Raw genomic sequence first — 15,212 nt, forward strand, 5'->3', positions numbered from 1 at the left:
TTAAAAATGGAAAAACGTATCGTTTGTTTAGCTGGTGATGGTGTTGGTCCAGAAGTAATGGAAAGTGCGAAGGAAGTATTGCATATGGTAGAAAGGCTATATGGACATCATTTTCATTTGCAAGATGAGTACTTTGGTGGTGTTGCTATCGATTTAACTGGGCAACCATTACCACAGCGAACACTTGCCGCCTGTTTAGCGAGTGATGCGGTTTTACTTGGAGCAGTAGGTGGACCAAGGTGGGATAGTGCGAAAGAAAGGCCTGAGAAAGGATTATTAGCATTAAGAAAAGGACTCGGTGTATTTGCGAATGTTCGCCCTGTAACGGTAGAAAGTGCAACTGCACATTTATCACCATTAAAAAACGCTGATGAAATTGATTTCGTTGTCGTTCGTGAATTAACAGGTGGAATTTATTTTTCTTATCCGAAAGAGCGAACGGAAGAAGTGGCGACAGATACACTTACGTATCATCGCCATGAAATTGAACGTATCGTTTCGTATGCTTTTCAATTAGCGAATAAGCGGAAGAAAAAAGTAACATCTATTGATAAAGCGAATGTTTTAGAGTCTAGTAAATTATGGAGAACTGTGACAGAAGAAGTAGCACTTCGCTACCCAAATGTGGAAGTAGAACACATTTTAGTAGATGCAGCAGCTATGGAATTAATTCGGAATCCAGGAAGATTTGACGTTATTGTAACGGAAAATTTATTTGGTGATATTTTAAGTGATGAGGCTTCAGTATTAGCTGGATCATTAGGAATGCTTCCATCAGCAAGTCACGCTGAAAAGGGGCCTTCATTATACGAGCCTATTCACGGATCAGCACCGGATATTGCGGGGAAAAATAAGGCGAATCCAATTGCGATGATGCGTTCTGTTGCAATGATGCTTGGGCAATCGTTCGGATTAACGAGAGAAGGATATGCAATTGAAGAAGCAGTTTCTGCAGTCCTTAAATCAGGAAAATGTACAGCAGATATCGGGGGGACTGAAACGACAACTTCATTTACAAAGGCAGTTATTCAAGAAATGGAAGAGCAAGCGTTAGTAGGGAGAGGAAGATAATGGGGAAAAGGTTACTAGATAAGCTTTGGGAAAGACATGTAGTTGCGACTAATGAAAATGGATTGGATTTATTATATATCGATCTACATCTTGTTCATGAAGTAACGTCACCGCAAGCCTTTGAAGGCTTGCGGCTTACAAATCGAACAGTCCGCAGACCAGATTTAACATTTGCAACGATGGATCATAATATTCCAACGAAAGATGTTTGGAATATTACCGACCGCATTGCGAAGCAGCAACTAGATACACTTCGGGAAAACTGTAAACAATTTCAGGTGCCATTAGCGGATATCGGAGATGAAGAGCAAGGGATCGTTCATGTAATAGGACCAGAACTTGGACTCACACAGCCAGGAAAAACGATTGTTTGTGGTGATAGTCATACAGCAACACACGGTGCTTTTGGCGCACTAGCGTTTGGTATTGGTACGAGTGAAGTGGAACATGTATTGGCGACGCAAACGTTATGGCAACGAAAGCCGAAAGCAATGGGCATTGAGTTAAAAGGAAAGTTACCGCAAGGTGTTTATGCGAAAGATATTATTTTACACCTTCTTTCAAAGTACGGAGTAGCAGTTGGAACAGGTTACGTAATGGAATTTTACGGAGAGGCCATTCATGCTATGGATATGGAAGAGAGGATGACGCTTTGCAATATGGCAATTGAAGGGGGAGCAAAGGCTGGCATTATTGCACCAGATGAAAAAACGGTTGCTTACGTAAAAGGGCGTAAATATGCACCGAAAGACTATGAATCTATTAAGAAAAAATGGTCAGAACTTTATACAGATTTAGATGCAGTTTATGATTTACATATTCTAGTAGATGTTACGGATTTAGCGCCGTACGTTACGTGGGGAACAAATCCTAGTATGGGCGTTCGGATCGATGAGAAATTGCCAGAAAAGCATGATGCAAATGACGAAAGAGCGTTTTCTTATATGGGATTGAGTCCCGGACAAAGTACGTATGACATTCCAGTTCAACATGTTTTCATTGGATCTTGTACAAATTCCAGGCTTTCTGACTTAGAAATTGCTGCATCTGTCGTGAAAGGTAAAAAAGTAAAAGAAGGTGTGCGAGCACTTGTTGTACCTGGATCTCAAAGGGTAAGAGAAGCAGCGATGCATAAAGGATTACATCGCATATTTGAAGAAGCTGGATTTGAATGGAGAGAGCCCGGATGCTCAATGTGTCTAGGTATGAATCCAGATCAAGTGCCTGAAGGGGAACATTGTGCCTCTACGTCAAATCGCAATTTTGAAGGAAGACAAGGAAAGGGAGCACGAACGCATTTAGTTAGCCCGGCAATGGCGGCAGCGGCTGCGTTATATGGTCATTTTGTTGATATTAGAAAGGAGAGTTATGATGGAGCCATTTCGTATTCATAAAGGTACTGCCGCAGTACTGATGAATGATAACATTGATACAGATCAAATTATTCCGAAGCAATATTTAAAGAGAATTGAAAGAACTGGGTTTGGGAAGTTTTTATTTGATGAGTGGCGATATGATAATAATCGCCAAGAAAACCCTAATTTCCCGCTTAATGCACAAGAAAGAAAAGGAGCCAGTATATTAATCACAGGTGATAATTTTGGATGTGGCTCGTCAAGAGAACATGCTCCATGGGCGCTTGCTGATTATGGTTTCCGCGTTATTATCGCTGGAGGATTTGCCGATATCTTTTATATGAATTGTATGAAGAATGGCATGTTACCGATTGTAATGGATAAAGATATGCGTGAACAACTTGCTAAAACAGATGCGAGGGAACAAATTACAGTTGATTTAGAAAATGAAATAATGACAACGAATACGCATAGATTCCATTTTACAATCGAGAAAATGTGGAAAGAGAAGTTATTAAATGGTTTAGATGAAATTAGTATTACAATGCAATATGAACAAGAAATAAAAGAGTATGAAAGAAAAGTGGCTTTACATTAAAAAAGTGACGGAATATTAAAAATGTATTTACATTCAAAATTAACTGTTATATACTATGTGAAAATCAGAGGAGAAAGGGAGTAAGTATTATGAATATCGTGCAATCTATTACAATGCTTACACAACTACATCATCATACATGAAACCCTTGAACCTAGCGTGAAAACGTGTAGGTACAAGGGTTATTCCCGTTGTACCTACACTCTACTGAAGAGCCTTGTAGGTATTTTGTCTACAAGGCTCTTTTTATTTTCGGCTTAGGGGAATGAAATAGGCATACATTAGAAGGGGAAAGGTGTGAAAATTTAGATGACAAAATGGAAACGAGCAAACCCGAATGGAACGAGAGATTATTTATTCGAAGAATGTACGTTAATTGAAGAAGTAGAACAGAAATTAAGGCTTACTTTTTTAGAGAGAGGTTATGAGGAAATAAGAACACCTACAATTGAATTTTATGATGTTTTTGCATTTCAAAATAGACCGATAGATGAAGAGAAGATGTATAAATTTTTTGATGAAAAGGGAAGGATTATCGTTTTACGTCCAGATATGACAATTCCTTTAGCGAGAGTTATTGGAACACAGAGATGGGATACGCCACTTAAAGTGACGTATAGCGGGAATGTATTTCGAGCGAATGAATCCCATTCTGGAAAATATAATGAAATCGTACAAAGTGGTATTGAAGTTATCGGGATTGATAATGTAAGAGCTGAAATTGAATGTGTAATAAGTGTCATTCAAGCACTTCAAAAGTTGAAGGTGCAATCTTTTACAATTGAGATTGGGCAAGTACAGTTATATAAATGTATTGTAAAAAAACTCTCCATCCATGATGAAGAAGAAAGGGTACTTAGAACGTATATAGAAAGTAAAAATTATGCAGCCCTCTCAAATTTTATCGGAGAAAAGAAATTAAATCGATGCGATGAGACAGTAAGGTTACTTGAGAAATTGCCAAGGCTATTTGGAAATTTAGAAGTTATTGAGGAAGCAGAAAAGCTTGCTTCAAGTAATGAAATGAAAATGGCAATTGCAAGAATAAAAGAAATGTATGAAACAATTGAAACGTTAGGATATGGTTCTTACATATCAATTGATTTGGGTATGATTCAACACTTAGATTACTATACGGGTGTTATTTTCAAAGGATATATATATGAAATTGGAGAAGAAATCGTTAGTGGCGGAAGATACGATGAGCTAATTGGCAATTTTGGAGAAATGCTGCCAGCTGTTGGACTCGCGGTACAAGTAAATCAAATTGTGAAGGCGCTGCAAGAGCAGCAAGAACCATATGAACGAAATCAAATTGATATTGTGATTCATTATGAGTTAAATAGATTAGCGGAAGCAGAAAGGTTACGAAATTTACTTCGAAAGGATGGGAAGAATGCTTGGTTATCTCTATTCTCTAATTTAAGCGATACCTTTCAATTTGCAAGAAAAAATAAAATAGGAACGGTTGTTGAGGCAAAGAATGAATATTTAGTGGAATATGTATGGAATGAGAAATGGGTAGTCCAGAAAGAAGGAGAGGCTTCATGCGTAACATTCAAATTGCGTTAACGAAAGGAAGATTAGAAAAACATGTCATTCCACTTTTTGAGCAGATTGGAATTGATTGTTCCGAGCTCAAAAATAAAGGTCGGAAGCTTGTATTTCAAAGTAAAAATACAAATATTTCATTTATTTTAGTAAAAGCGGTTGATGTTGCTACTTATGTAGAACATGGGGTAGCTGATATTGGCATCGTTGGAAAAGATATTTTAATGGAAAACGAGAAAGATATTTATGAAATGCTGGATTTAGGAGTGGGGATTTGTAAGTTTTGTGTTGCTTCTATTCCTACGTATAATCCGAAGAGTTACCGGAAGAAAAGAATCGCTACGAAATACCCACATATTACTTCTACTTATTTTCATGATAAGGGAGAGGATGTAGAAATTATTAAAATAGAAGGTTCTGTAGAAATCGCTCCTCTTCTTGGATTGGCAGATGCGATTGTAGATATTGTTGAAACAGGAAAAACATTACAAGAGAATGGACTCATTGTATTTGAGGAAATGTACTTTATATCGGCTCGGATGATTGTAAATAAGGCAGCCTTAAAAACTAAAAAAGACGAAATATTCAGCATTATAAATATGATGGAGCAAGAAATCTTATCAGGGAAATAGGAGGATTTAAAATGGAAATCATTTATGAAGACTTTAAGGAGGCATTATCTAAAATAAAAGTGCTAAGAGAAAACGCTAATATAATAGAAGAAACTGTTCAAAGAAGTGTAAGAGAAATCATTAGACATGTAAGGGAAGGAAATGATGAGGCTTTATCTTTCTATACAAAAAAGTTTGATGGTGTAGAGATGAAAGATTTTCGTGTAAGTGAAGAAGAAATACAGCAAGCGAGTATGTTTGTAGAGAATTCATTTTTAGAAGCTTTAAAAGAGGCGAAGAAAAACATTGTTTCGTATCACGAAAAACAAAAGAAGTATTCAATCTTCGATTGTGAAAGTAAAGGCATAATTAGAGGGCAGCTTATTCGGCCATTAGAAAATGTAGGTGTATATGTACCAGGTGGGACAGCTTCATATCCTTCTTCAGTATTAATGAATGTATTGCCGGCGAAACTTGCAGGTGTGAAAAAAATTGTAATGGTAACACCGCCGAGGAAAGGGGGAATTGATCCTCATATAGTAGCTGCTGCAAATCTTGCGGGAGTAGATGAAATTTATACGATAGGTGGCGCACAAGCAATTGCTGCTTTAGCATACGGGACGGAATCGATTCCGAAAGTGGATAAAATAGTTGGACCGGGAAATTTGTACGTCGCTCTAGCGAAACGAGAAGTATACGGGATAGTAAATATCGATATGATTGCTGGTCCATCAGAAATTGTAGTTGTCGCGGATGAAACAGGTAATGCAAAATATATCGCAGCGGATTTATTATCGCAAGCAGAGCATGATGAGAGAGCAACGGCGATTTGTATTACAACGAATATGGAACTAGCTAAAGAAGTAGAAAAAGAGGTAGAAAGACAGTTAGAAACGTTACCAAGAAGTGAAATTGCACGTGAATCAATAAATAGAAATGGAGCCATCTTTATCGTTGCTTCTTTAGAGGAGGCACTAAAGTTATCAAATGAAATTGCTCCAGAACATTTAGAGTTACATATAAAAGAACCGATGAATGCTCTAGATTATGTGAAACATGCAGGCTCTATTTTCCTTGGGCCATATGCACCTGAACCGCTCGGGGATTATTTGGCGGGACCGAATCATGTATTACCAACGAGCGGAACGGCAAGATTTTTTTCTCCGTTATCAGTCGATGATTTCGTGAAAAAATCAAGTTTTATTTCTTATACAGAGGAAGCATTAAAAAATGTACAGCATCATATTGTAGAGCTTGCAAATAAAGAAGGGTTACATGCACATGCGAGAGCAATCCAAATAAGGTTTGAGGAGGAAAAATAATGCGTCAGTCCAGTCAAGCACGTGAGACGACAGAAACAAAAATTAAATTAAGTTTGCAGCTTGATGAAAGTACGAGTGTATCTATTCAAACGGGGGTTGGTTTTTTCGATCATATGCTGACTTTATTTGCTAGACATGGAAGATTTGGATTGCAAGTTGAGGCAGAAGGTGATGTATTTGTCGATGCACATCACACCGTTGAAGATGTTGGAATTGTACTCGGAAATTGCTTGAAAGAAGCATTGCAAAATAAAGAAGGAATTAATCGTTACGGTTCCGCGTATGTACCGATGGATGAATCTTTAGGATTTGTTGCAATTGATATAAGTGGACGCTCATATTGTGTATTTCAAGGGGAATTAACAAATCCGAAGCTCGGGGATTTTGATACAGAATTGACGGAAGAATTTTTTAGAGCAGTTGCACATGCTGCCAATATTACATTACATGCGCGCGTTCTATACGGAAGTAATACACATCACAAAATTGAAGCATTATTTAAAGCTTTTGGTAGAGCGCTTAGAGAAGCGGTCGAAAAAAATGCCAACATTACTGGTGTAAATTCAACGAAAGGGATGTTGTAATTGATTGCCATTATAGATTATGGAATGGGGAATATTCGCAGTGTAGAGCAAGCATTAAAATATATTGAGGCAGAGTACATTGTAACGAGTGATAAAGAAGAGATATTGAGAAGCGATGGCGTGATTCTACCGGGAGTAGGTGCATTTCCGAAAGCGATGGAAGTATTAAAAGAAAGAGATTTAGTGTGTGTACTAAAAGAAGTTTGTGACATAGGAAAACCACTCCTCGGTATATGTTTGGGCATGCAACTTTTATTTGAACGAAGTGAGGAACTAAAAGATTGTAGCGGGTTAGGTTTACTACCAGGTGAAATTCGGAAGTTAAAAGTTTCGTATAAAATTCCTCATATGGGATGGAATGAATTAAGGAAGGAAAGAGAATTTCCGCTTTGGAATGGATTAGTGGATGGTTCTTTCGTGTATTATGTTCACTCATATTACGCGGATTGTCCAGATGAAATTGTATGCGGAGTAAGTGATTATGGAATGCAAATACCAGGGTTTGTCGCGAAAGGAAATGTATTTGGTGCACAGTTTCATCCAGAAAAAAGTGGCGAAATTGGCATGCAAATATTAAAAAATTTTCAAGGAGTGGTAGAAGCATGGAAATCTTCCCAGCTATCGATTTAAAAGAAGGGCGATGCGTTAGACTTTATCAAGGAGAGTTTAGTAAAGAAACGGTGATGAATGAAGATCCGGTAGCGCAGGCGATCATATTTGAAAAGCTTGGAGCGGAAATACTACACATTGTTGATTTAGACGGTGCAATTGCTGGCGAGTCGTTAAATTTGCCCGTCATTGAAAAAATCTGCAAGGCGGTACGTATTCCTGTGCAAGTGGGAGGAGGAATTCGTTCACTTGTAACGGTGGAGAAGTTATTGTCAGCAGGTGTAGAAAAAGTGATTTTAGGAACAGCAGCTCTTTATGATAAGTCATTTTTAGAGGAAGCAGTTCGTCTATATAAAGAGAAAATCATTGTTGGAATTGATGCGAAAAATGGTTTCGTAGCAACGAGAGGTTGGCTTGATCTGTCTGAAATTTCTTACGTTAGTTTAGCGAAACAAATGGAAAGTTTAGGTGTTCAAACGATTGTGTTTACAGACATTTCGAAAGACGGGACGCTTGCAGGTCCAAATTTTGAACAATTAGCGATACTTCAAAAAAGTGTGGGCATTCGTCTCATCGCCTCTGGAGGAGTGGCATCTATTCAAGATGTGAAAAAGTTAAATGATATGAATATATATGGTGTCATAATTGGAAAGGCGCTTTACGAGAAAACGATTGATTTAGAAGAAGTGTTACAGGTAACGAAGTTATGTTAGCGAAACGAATCATTCCATGTCTAGATGTGAAAGAAGGGCGAGTCGTAAAGGGTGTAAATTTTATAGGATTACAAGATGTCGGTAATCCGGTTGAAATAGCTGAAGCATATAACGAGGCAGGGGCAGATGAAATCGTATTTTTAGATATTACAGCGACTCATGAAGGAAGAAAAACGATTATAGATGTTGTAGAAAAAACAGCAGCTAAAGTATTTATTCCTCTTACGGTTGGCGGGGGGATTTCAAGTGTGAAAGATATGTACAATTTACTAAGAGCTGGAGCAGACAAAGTTTCAATAAACTCAGCGGCAGTGCGAAACCCGAAGCTTATAGAAGAAGGGGCAGAACACTTTGGATCACAATGTATTGTCGTGGCAATTGATGCTAGAAAAGTAGCAGAAGGTAAATGGAACGTATACGTCAACGGCGGAAGAGTTGACACAGGAATGGATGCCATAGAATGGGCGAAGCGTGTTGTTAAACTTGGGGCAGGTGAAATTTTGTTAACGAGTATGGATGCAGATGGAACGAAAAGCGGATATGACCTTCGTTTAACAGAAGAAATTTCAAAAAGTGTTTCCATTCCAGTCATCGCATCAGGGGGCTGTGGTCATACGGATCACATTATAGAAGTTTTTCAAAAGACAACAGTTGATGCAGCGTTAGCGGCATCCATCTTTCATTATGGTGAGGCGACAGTGCAGAGTGTAAAGCGAAAATTAAGAGATGCAAATGTTGAGGTGCGGTTATGAAACCTAATTTTTCAAAAGGATTAATACCAGCAATTGTCATCGAAGAAGGTACGAAAGAAGTTTTAATGCTAGCTTATATGAATGAAGAAGCATATGAAAAAACGTTAGAGACGAAAAGAACATGGTTTTATTCTCGTTCGAGGCAGTCGTTATGGAATAAGGGGGAAACATCAGGGAATCTTCAATATGTGCAATCTTTATATTTAGATTGTGATCAAGATTCAATTGTTGTGAATGTGAAACAAGTAGGACCTGCTTGTCATACGGGAGAGAAGACATGTTTTCACTATCAAATTATATAGGGGGATACATATGGAAAATGCCTTTAAGTTGCTGTATAAAACAATTGAAGAACGAAAGGAAAGCCCACTTCCTGAATCGTATACAAATTATTTATTTTCAAAAGGAGAAGATAAAATTTTAAAGAAAATTGGTGAAGAGTGTGCTGAAGTAATTATCGCATGTAAAAATAATGATAAAGAAGAAGTAGTGAAAGAAATGGTTGATGTATTTTATCACTGTTTCGTTTTATTAGCTGAAAAAAATATTACATTGGAAGATGTCATGCGAGAGGTGAAAGAACGAAATGGAAAGCTTTCGAGAGTTGGGGATAGAAGGGAAATAGATACATTATAAGGGGGAATGTATATGAAAGTAGATTATCATCTTCACTTAGAAGAAGGACCGTATTCAATAGGATGGCTTGCTAAAATAAATGAAGCGCTGGAACGTTATGAACCGCTTCAAGAAAGGCATTCTATTGATTGGCTTATGAAAACACAAGAGCGTTTGCAAAAGCGTGTGAAGGAAGGGCCATTTACAACAGAATGGATGGACCTCTATTTAGAAGAAGCTGTGCGAAAAGGTATAACAGAAGTTGGGATTGTTGATCATTTATATCGTTTTCATGAAGCGAAAGGATATTATGAAAAATATGTAGATATTAGTGATTCTAAGCTCGGTCGTATACAGAAGGAATGGTTAGATCAAGTAAGGGTAGTTTCACTGTATGATTTTACAAAGGTCATTGAAGAGGCGAAAGAACGATGGAGTAAAAGAGGTGTCACACTTAAACTTGGAATTGAAGCGGATTATTTTATTGGTTGTGAAGGAGAGTTAAAAGAATTATTAGCGCTAGGAGACTTTGATTATATAATTGGTTCCGTTCATTTTCTAAATGGCTGGGGATTTGATAATCCAGATACGAAAGAATATTTTGAGAAGCATGACCTACGCGCATTATATGATATGTTTTTTAAAACAGTTGAGAGTGCGATTCGTACCGAGTTATTTGATATTATCGCTCATCTTGATAATATAAAGGTATTTAATTATCGATTGGATGAGAATGAACAGCTTTCTTATTATGAGGAAATTGCCTGTGCGTTAGTAGAAACGAATACGGCAACAGAAATAAATGCAGGATTATACTATCGTTATCCTGTTCGTGAAATGTGCCCAAGTCCACTATATTTACAAGTATTAGCTAAGTATGGTGTTCCAATTACGATTTCTTCGGATGCCCATTATCCAAATGATTTAGGGAATTATGTACAAGAAAATGTACAAACATTACTAGCTCACGGTGTTACTCAGGTTGCAACATTTACGAAGCGAGCAAGAGTAATGAGGTCGCTTGAAGAAGAAGTAACAAATTCAAAATGAAACGCAATTTTTTGATGAAAACCGTCCTTTTTGTTCAAAATAAGAAAGAATGAAAAGGAGGGTAAGAAATGGCGAAACAACAAAATAAACAAAATGTACAAGGTGCACAGCAACAAGCTTATACTTCTGAAACGAATGCTGAATCTCAATCGGTTATTGAGGAGCAAATTAGCGATACGGTTGCAGAAGGAACGATTGATGTGAAGCTTGGAAAAGAATCGCAGGAAAAAGCGTAAGAAAAGGGGAGAGTTGCATCTCCTCTTTTTTCATGGAAAAGTGTCGATTTTTAAAACTATAATCAAATTCCTTGGTTTTTATATGTGGATTTCTTACAATGAAATATAAGAGATATCTTATTTTCTATAGAAGAGGTGTTAGTAGTGGCAAAAATATTAGTAGCGGGAAAAATTCCGGAAATTGGATTAGAACTATTAAAAGATCATGATGTAGAAATGTACGATAAAGAGGAGTTAATTTCTATAGATGAATTAACAGAGCGTGTAAAAGATAAAGATGCATTGTTAAGTTTACTTTCGACAAAGGTGCCAAAAGAAGTTATTGATGCAGCGCCTCATTTAAAGATTGTTGCAAACTATGGTGCTGGTTACGACAATATTGATTACAAGTATGCGGGCGAAAAAGGAATTGCAGTTACGAATACACCGAAAGTATCAACGGAAGCGACTGCAGAATTAACATTTGCACTTCTTTTAGCAGCGGCGCGTAGAATTCCTGAAGGGGATACGTTATGTCGTACGACTGGATTTAACGGATGGGCACCGTTATTTTTCTTAGGACGAGAAGTTCATGGTAAGACAATCGGAATTATAGGTCTTGGAGAAATCGGGAAGGCTGTTGCAAAACGTGCGAAAGCATTTGGAATGGATGTTTTATATACAGGGCCAAATCGTAAGCTTGAAGCTGAAAGTGAGCTGGGGGCAACGTATGTGATGTTGGAAGAATTATTACAAACAGCAGACTTTATTACAATTAACTGTGCTTATAGTCCAAATTTACATCATATGATTGATGAAGAGCAGTTTAAAATGATGAAGAAAACAGCGTATATTGTAAATGCTTCACGTGGACCAATTATGAATGAAGCAGCACTTGCTCATGCATTAAAAACGAATGAAATTGAAGGAGCAGCTCTTGACGTGTTTGAATTTGAACCGAAAATTACAGAAGAGCTAAAAGAATTAAAGAATGTAGTACTTGCTCCACACGTAGGGAATGCAACATTTGAAACTCGTGATGCGATGGCTGAAATGGCTGTCAGAAATATTTTAGCTGTATTAAACGGCGAAGAGCCAGTAACACCTGTAAATCAAAAGGTATTAGTTACAAAATAAAAAGAAACCTTCCGGACTCGGAAGGTTTTCTTATTTTTCTTTATTCGCTTTTTTAGACGGTCTTTGTCTAATGAATTGAGATAACATGTACAAAATATATAGTGGAATGGCAATAAATAAGAAAACAGAAAAATTTCCAAATCCTGTTTGATACATTGTAATAATGATTCCAACTAAAAATAGTGTAATAATGATGCTATATCGTGGAATTGGTACATCTTTTAAACTTGGGATACGAATGCGGCTCACCATTAAAAATGCGAACGTTACAAATACGGTAATAAGAACGATTTTTGGAATGGTATGTGAAAATAATGTTAAGAAAGCAACAAGCCCTCCCGCTGCTGTAATCGGTACTCCAGTGAAATATTTCATTGAAGTAGAAGATGGTGTTACATTAAATCGTGCTAAACGATATGCTCCGAAAAGAGGGAATAATCCCGCTATGTATAATCCGATGATTCCGTAGTTTGAGAAAGATGTGTAATACATTAAAACAGCTGGTGCTGCACCAAATGTTACGACATCTGCAAGCGAGTCGAGCTCTTTTCCCATTTGTGAATCAACACGTAATAAACGAGCAACACGACCATCAAGACTATCTAACATCATCCCGATAAGTACTAAAATAGCAGCTGATTTATAATATCCTAAAGATGCATAGCCGATTGATAAAAATCCGCTATATAAATTTCCGAGCGTAAATAAGTTTGGAATAGCTGCTCTATACAAAATCTGATCCCTTGCTTTCTGTAATAAATTCTTAATTAGTGTATGAAAGTTTACTTATTTTATCATACCATAAATTTATTCCTCATACGAAAGAAATTACCAATTTGTGAAAGATTTCATAGAAGGATGGTTTGAAAATTAAGTGAAAATAAAAAGAGGAAGCAACTTGTATAAAGTTGCTTCCTTTACTATTCAAATTTCGTTGTCATCGTTCCAGTTTTATATCGATTATTAGGATCGAAGCGTAATAAATCTCCATAAATTAATTTATCGGAGAGTTTTAATTCTGTTTTTGCTTTTTCAATATACGGCTGACATAGCGTCATGTCAGCTTCTTCACCCGTACTTCTTTTGTAGCACATATTTTTTGTATAAACATACTCTTCAGAAACAAAGCTACCATCACGCATTACCATAAGCGGGTCTTTCTCTTTAATAAATAAGTCAGTTCCAAATTCAACGGATTTATTTGTTTTAATACCAAGTAAATGAAGGAGCGTTGGCTTAATATCAATTTGACCGGATACTTTAGAAACAACTTTTCCTTCTTGGCCAGGCACATGAATAATAAGAGGGACTCGTTGTAATTGCATAGAATCGAATGGTGTAATAGTATCTTTTCCTAGGAACTGTGCCATAGCTGCGTTATGGTTTTCGGAAATACCGTAATGATCACCATAGATGACAATAACGGTATTATCATACAATCCTTCTTCTTTTAATTGTTTAATAAATAATTTAAGAGCTTCATCTGTGTAACGAACAGTTGGGAAGTAGCGGTTTACAACACCACTTTCCGAGTTGAATTCATCAACATATTGATCTTCCGGATTTAGAAGAAATGGAAAATGATTTGTTAATGTAATAAATTTTGTATAGAACGGTTGCGGTAAAGATTTTAACTTTGGAATAGATTGTTCAAAGAACTCTTTATCTTTTAATCCCCAACCGACAGACATTTGCTCCGTTCCTGCGTAATCATTTAAATTAAAGTAACGATCATATCCAAGCGCAGGATACATTACATCCCGATTCCAAAACGTTTTATCATTTGAATGGAAGACGGCAGAAGAATATCCGTATTTCTTTAATTGTTCTGGTGTCGCTGTGTATTCATTTGTTGCATGAGTAAAGAATACAGAACCACGATCTAGCGGATAAAGTGAGTTTTCAACGATAAATTCAGCATCAGAAGTTTTACCTTGTCCAGTTTGATGATAGAAGTTATCGAAATAGAAACTATCCTTAATAAATTCATTTAAAAATGGTGTAATTTCTTTTCCATTTATTTTTTTATTAATAACAAAGCTTTGTGTAGATTCCATTGAAATTAAAATTACATTTTTACCTTTTGCAGCTCCAAATAAGTTTTTATCAACTTGTTTGTCTTTTGAGTCTGTATAGTTTTTAATTTCAGAAAACCCATCCCCACTTGCAAATACACGCTCAGCTGAGGACTTGGATTGAAGCGTAATATCAAATAGATGATATGTGTATAAACCTAAATTCTTCACGACAGTTTGACGGTCAAATGAGCGTGAGAACATTTGTGGTTTATAAATAACTGATACAACAATTTGTAGTGCTAATAAAGCTGTTACACCGCTAAAGAAAGTTCGCTTCTCTGAGCGGGAAAGTGGTGTTTTGTCGCCAAATGATGGGAATTTACGCGAAATAAACATTAAAATAATTGCATCTGCAAATAAAAGTAATGTTTTGTACGTAAAGAGTTCTTTTATACTTGTCCCTAAATCAGCCATATTGTTTGTTTGGAATAAAACTGGGAAAGTAACGAAATCGTTATAGAACCCATAAAACATTGCGTTTCCAAATAAAATAAATGACAGTATAAAACTGATTCCAATTATAATTCGGTTTCGGTGCTTAGATGCAAGTAAAGCTAAGCCGAAAAATAAAAGTAACGCAGCTAGTGGATTGATAAAAAGCATGAATTCTTCAAAGAAATTATCAATTTTAATATCAAATGCTAGCTTGTACACAATATATGTTTTAATCCATAGTAAAACGACTGCAACGAGTGCAAATCGCAGTTTTGGAAACAGATGTTGTAGCATAATATACTCCTCTCCTAAAAAGCATGACAGTTCTTGAGAGTCAGTTTGCTTAACGACTCATTTTATATATACGAACAGTCCTTTGTTATTATGATTATTATACTATGAGTATCATTATACGAAAATAAAAGAAGGTTGTGGGCTTTTTTATAATAATCGAGTAGAAAAAGAGTGGTGGGAGACAATAAAACAGAATTTCTATGTATGATAATTATTGTACGC

17 protein-coding genes are annotated in these 15,212 nt (G+C 36.6%); 15 read left to right on the top strand and 2 right to left on the bottom strand.

The features are described 5' to 3' along the window. Positions 1-6: 6 nt before the first annotated feature. From leuB to ACXKY9_RS06520, 15 genes are all read left to right on the top strand, one after another. On the top strand, positions 7-1,071 hold the full coding sequence (gene leuB / locus ACXKY9_RS06450) for a 3-isopropylmalate dehydrogenase (protein WP_000415384.1): 1,065 nt from the start codon (positions 7-9) through the stop codon (positions 1,069-1,071). Then, positions 1,071-2,465: a 3-isopropylmalate dehydratase large subunit gene (gene leuC, locus ACXKY9_RS06455; RefSeq protein ID WP_000518102.1), complete on the top strand. Its 1,395-nt coding sequence runs from the start codon at positions 1,071-1,073 to the stop codon at positions 2,463-2,465. The genes leuB and leuC overlap by 1 nt, the downstream gene beginning before the upstream one ends. After that, a complete protein-coding gene (gene leuD / locus ACXKY9_RS06460; RefSeq protein ID WP_000433189.1) occupies positions 2,443-3,024 on the top strand; it encodes a 3-isopropylmalate dehydratase small subunit in 582 nt (193 codons plus the stop codon). The genes leuC and leuD overlap by 23 nt, the downstream gene beginning before the upstream one ends. A gap of 309 nt (positions 3,025-3,333) precedes the next feature. Continuing rightward, positions 3,334-4,596, top strand: coding sequence for an ATP phosphoribosyltransferase regulatory subunit (locus ACXKY9_RS06465; RefSeq protein WP_000170293.1), 1,263 nt, complete (start codon positions 3,334-3,336; stop codon positions 4,594-4,596). Next, the gene (hisG, locus tag ACXKY9_RS06470) at positions 4,572-5,207 is read left to right on the top strand and encodes an ATP phosphoribosyltransferase (protein WP_001244487.1); all 636 of its coding nucleotides are present in this window, start codon (positions 4,572-4,574) and stop codon (positions 5,205-5,207) included. The genes ACXKY9_RS06465 and hisG overlap by 25 nt, the downstream gene beginning before the upstream one ends. A gap of 11 nt (positions 5,208-5,218) precedes the next feature. Then, positions 5,219-6,508, top strand: coding sequence for a histidinol dehydrogenase (hisD, locus tag ACXKY9_RS06475; protein WP_000402914.1), 1,290 nt, complete (start codon positions 5,219-5,221; stop codon positions 6,506-6,508). Beyond that, positions 6,508-7,092 carry an imidazoleglycerol-phosphate dehydratase HisB gene (gene hisB, locus ACXKY9_RS06480; protein WP_001249951.1) on the top strand — a complete coding sequence of 195 codons (585 nt, stop codon included), beginning with the start codon at positions 6,508-6,510 and terminating at the stop codon, positions 7,090-7,092. The genes hisD and hisB overlap by 1 nt, the downstream gene beginning before the upstream one ends. Next, the gene (gene hisH, locus ACXKY9_RS06485; protein WP_000560336.1) at positions 7,093-7,722 is read left to right on the top strand and encodes an imidazole glycerol phosphate synthase subunit HisH; all 630 of its coding nucleotides are present in this window, start codon (positions 7,093-7,095) and stop codon (positions 7,720-7,722) included. Continuing rightward, a complete protein-coding gene (gene hisA / locus ACXKY9_RS06490; protein ID WP_000402298.1) occupies positions 7,695-8,414 on the top strand; it encodes a 1-(5-phosphoribosyl)-5-[(5-phosphoribosylamino)methylideneamino]imidazole-4-carboxamide isomerase in 720 nt (239 codons plus the stop codon). Before hisH ends, hisA begins: the two co-directional genes overlap by 28 nt. After that, positions 8,408-9,166: an imidazoleglycerol phosphate synthase cyclase subunit gene (gene hisF, locus ACXKY9_RS06495; protein ID WP_000880117.1), complete on the top strand. Its 759-nt coding sequence runs from the start codon at positions 8,408-8,410 to the stop codon at positions 9,164-9,166. Before hisA ends, hisF begins: the two co-directional genes overlap by 7 nt. After that, positions 9,163-9,468 carry a phosphoribosyl-AMP cyclohydrolase gene (gene hisI / locus ACXKY9_RS06500; protein WP_000803961.1) on the top strand — a complete coding sequence of 102 codons (306 nt, stop codon included), beginning with the start codon at positions 9,163-9,165 and terminating at the stop codon, positions 9,466-9,468. Before hisF ends, hisI begins: the two co-directional genes overlap by 4 nt. 10 nt (positions 9,469-9,478) lie before the next feature. Further along, the gene (gene hisE, locus ACXKY9_RS06505; protein WP_000426357.1) at positions 9,479-9,802 is read left to right on the top strand and encodes a phosphoribosyl-ATP diphosphatase; all 324 of its coding nucleotides are present in this window, start codon (positions 9,479-9,481) and stop codon (positions 9,800-9,802) included. 12 nt (positions 9,803-9,814) lie between these two features. Next, positions 9,815-10,831 carry a histidinol phosphate phosphatase domain-containing protein gene (locus tag ACXKY9_RS06510; RefSeq protein ID WP_000861846.1) on the top strand — a complete coding sequence of 339 codons (1,017 nt, stop codon included), beginning with the start codon at positions 9,815-9,817 and terminating at the stop codon, positions 10,829-10,831. 68 nt (positions 10,832-10,899) lie between these two features. Then, positions 10,900-11,067 carry a YozQ family protein gene (locus ACXKY9_RS06515; RefSeq protein WP_001118880.1) on the top strand — a complete coding sequence of 56 codons (168 nt, stop codon included), beginning with the start codon at positions 10,900-10,902 and terminating at the stop codon, positions 11,065-11,067. A gap of 144 nt (positions 11,068-11,211) precedes the next feature. Beyond that, positions 11,212-12,183 (top strand): NAD(P)-dependent oxidoreductase, encoded by a 972-nt coding sequence (locus tag ACXKY9_RS06520; protein ID WP_001062830.1) that lies wholly within the window; start codon positions 11,212-11,214, stop codon positions 12,181-12,183. Positions 12,184-12,213: 30 nt separating this feature from the next. Here the strand turns inward: ACXKY9_RS06520 and pssA are convergent, their stop codons facing one another. Further along, a complete protein-coding gene (gene pssA, locus ACXKY9_RS06525; RefSeq protein ID WP_000285417.1) occupies positions 12,214-12,915 on the bottom strand; it encodes a CDP-diacylglycerol--serine O-phosphatidyltransferase in 702 nt (233 codons plus the stop codon). 188 nt (positions 12,916-13,103) lie between these two features. Then, on the bottom strand, positions 13,104-14,990 hold the full coding sequence (locus tag ACXKY9_RS06530) for an LTA synthase family protein (protein ID WP_000939083.1): 1,887 nt from the start codon (positions 14,988-14,990) through the stop codon (positions 13,104-13,106). Positions 14,991-15,212: the final 222 nt, after the last annotated feature.

It is taken from the genome of Bacillus sp. 2175 (assembly GCF_057812155.1).

What these genes read in the sequence shown, in the direction of transcription:
- hisB (WP_001249951.1), top strand. Translation starts at nt 6,508, where the DNA reads ATGCGTCAGTCCAGTCAAGCACGTGAGACGACAGAAACAAAAATTAAA.
- ACXKY9_RS06510 (WP_000861846.1), top strand. Translation starts at nt 9,815, where the DNA reads ATGAAAGTAGATTATCATCTTCACTTAGAAGAAGGACCGTATTCAATA.
- hisD (WP_000402914.1), top strand. Translation starts at nt 5,219, where the DNA reads ATGGAAATCATTTATGAAGACTTTAAGGAGGCATTATCTAAAATAAAA.
- ACXKY9_RS06465 (WP_000170293.1), top strand. Translation starts at nt 3,334, where the DNA reads ATGACAAAATGGAAACGAGCAAACCCGAATGGAACGAGAGATTATTTA.
- hisA (WP_000402298.1), top strand. Translation starts at nt 7,695, where the DNA reads ATGGAAATCTTCCCAGCTATCGATTTAAAAGAAGGGCGATGCGTTAGA.
- leuC (WP_000518102.1), top strand. Translation starts at nt 1,071, where the DNA reads ATGGGGAAAAGGTTACTAGATAAGCTTTGGGAAAGACATGTAGTTGCG.
- leuB (WP_000415384.1), top strand. Translation starts at nt 7, where the DNA reads ATGGAAAAACGTATCGTTTGTTTAGCTGGTGATGGTGTTGGTCCAGAA.
- hisE (WP_000426357.1), top strand. Translation starts at nt 9,479, where the DNA reads ATGGAAAATGCCTTTAAGTTGCTGTATAAAACAATTGAAGAACGAAAG.
- hisF (WP_000880117.1), top strand. Translation starts at nt 8,408, where the DNA reads ATGTTAGCGAAACGAATCATTCCATGTCTAGATGTGAAAGAAGGGCGA.
- ACXKY9_RS06515 (WP_001118880.1), top strand. Translation starts at nt 10,900, where the DNA reads ATGGCGAAACAACAAAATAAACAAAATGTACAAGGTGCACAGCAACAA.
- hisG (WP_001244487.1), top strand. Translation starts at nt 4,572, where the DNA reads ATGCGTAACATTCAAATTGCGTTAACGAAAGGAAGATTAGAAAAACAT.
- leuD (WP_000433189.1), top strand. Translation starts at nt 2,443, where the DNA reads ATGGAGCCATTTCGTATTCATAAAGGTACTGCCGCAGTACTGATGAAT.
- hisI (WP_000803961.1), top strand. Translation starts at nt 9,163, where the DNA reads ATGAAACCTAATTTTTCAAAAGGATTAATACCAGCAATTGTCATCGAA.
- ACXKY9_RS06530 (WP_000939083.1), bottom strand. Translation starts at nt 14,990, where the DNA reads ATGCTACAACATCTGTTTCCAAAACTGCGATTTGCACTCGTTGCAGTC.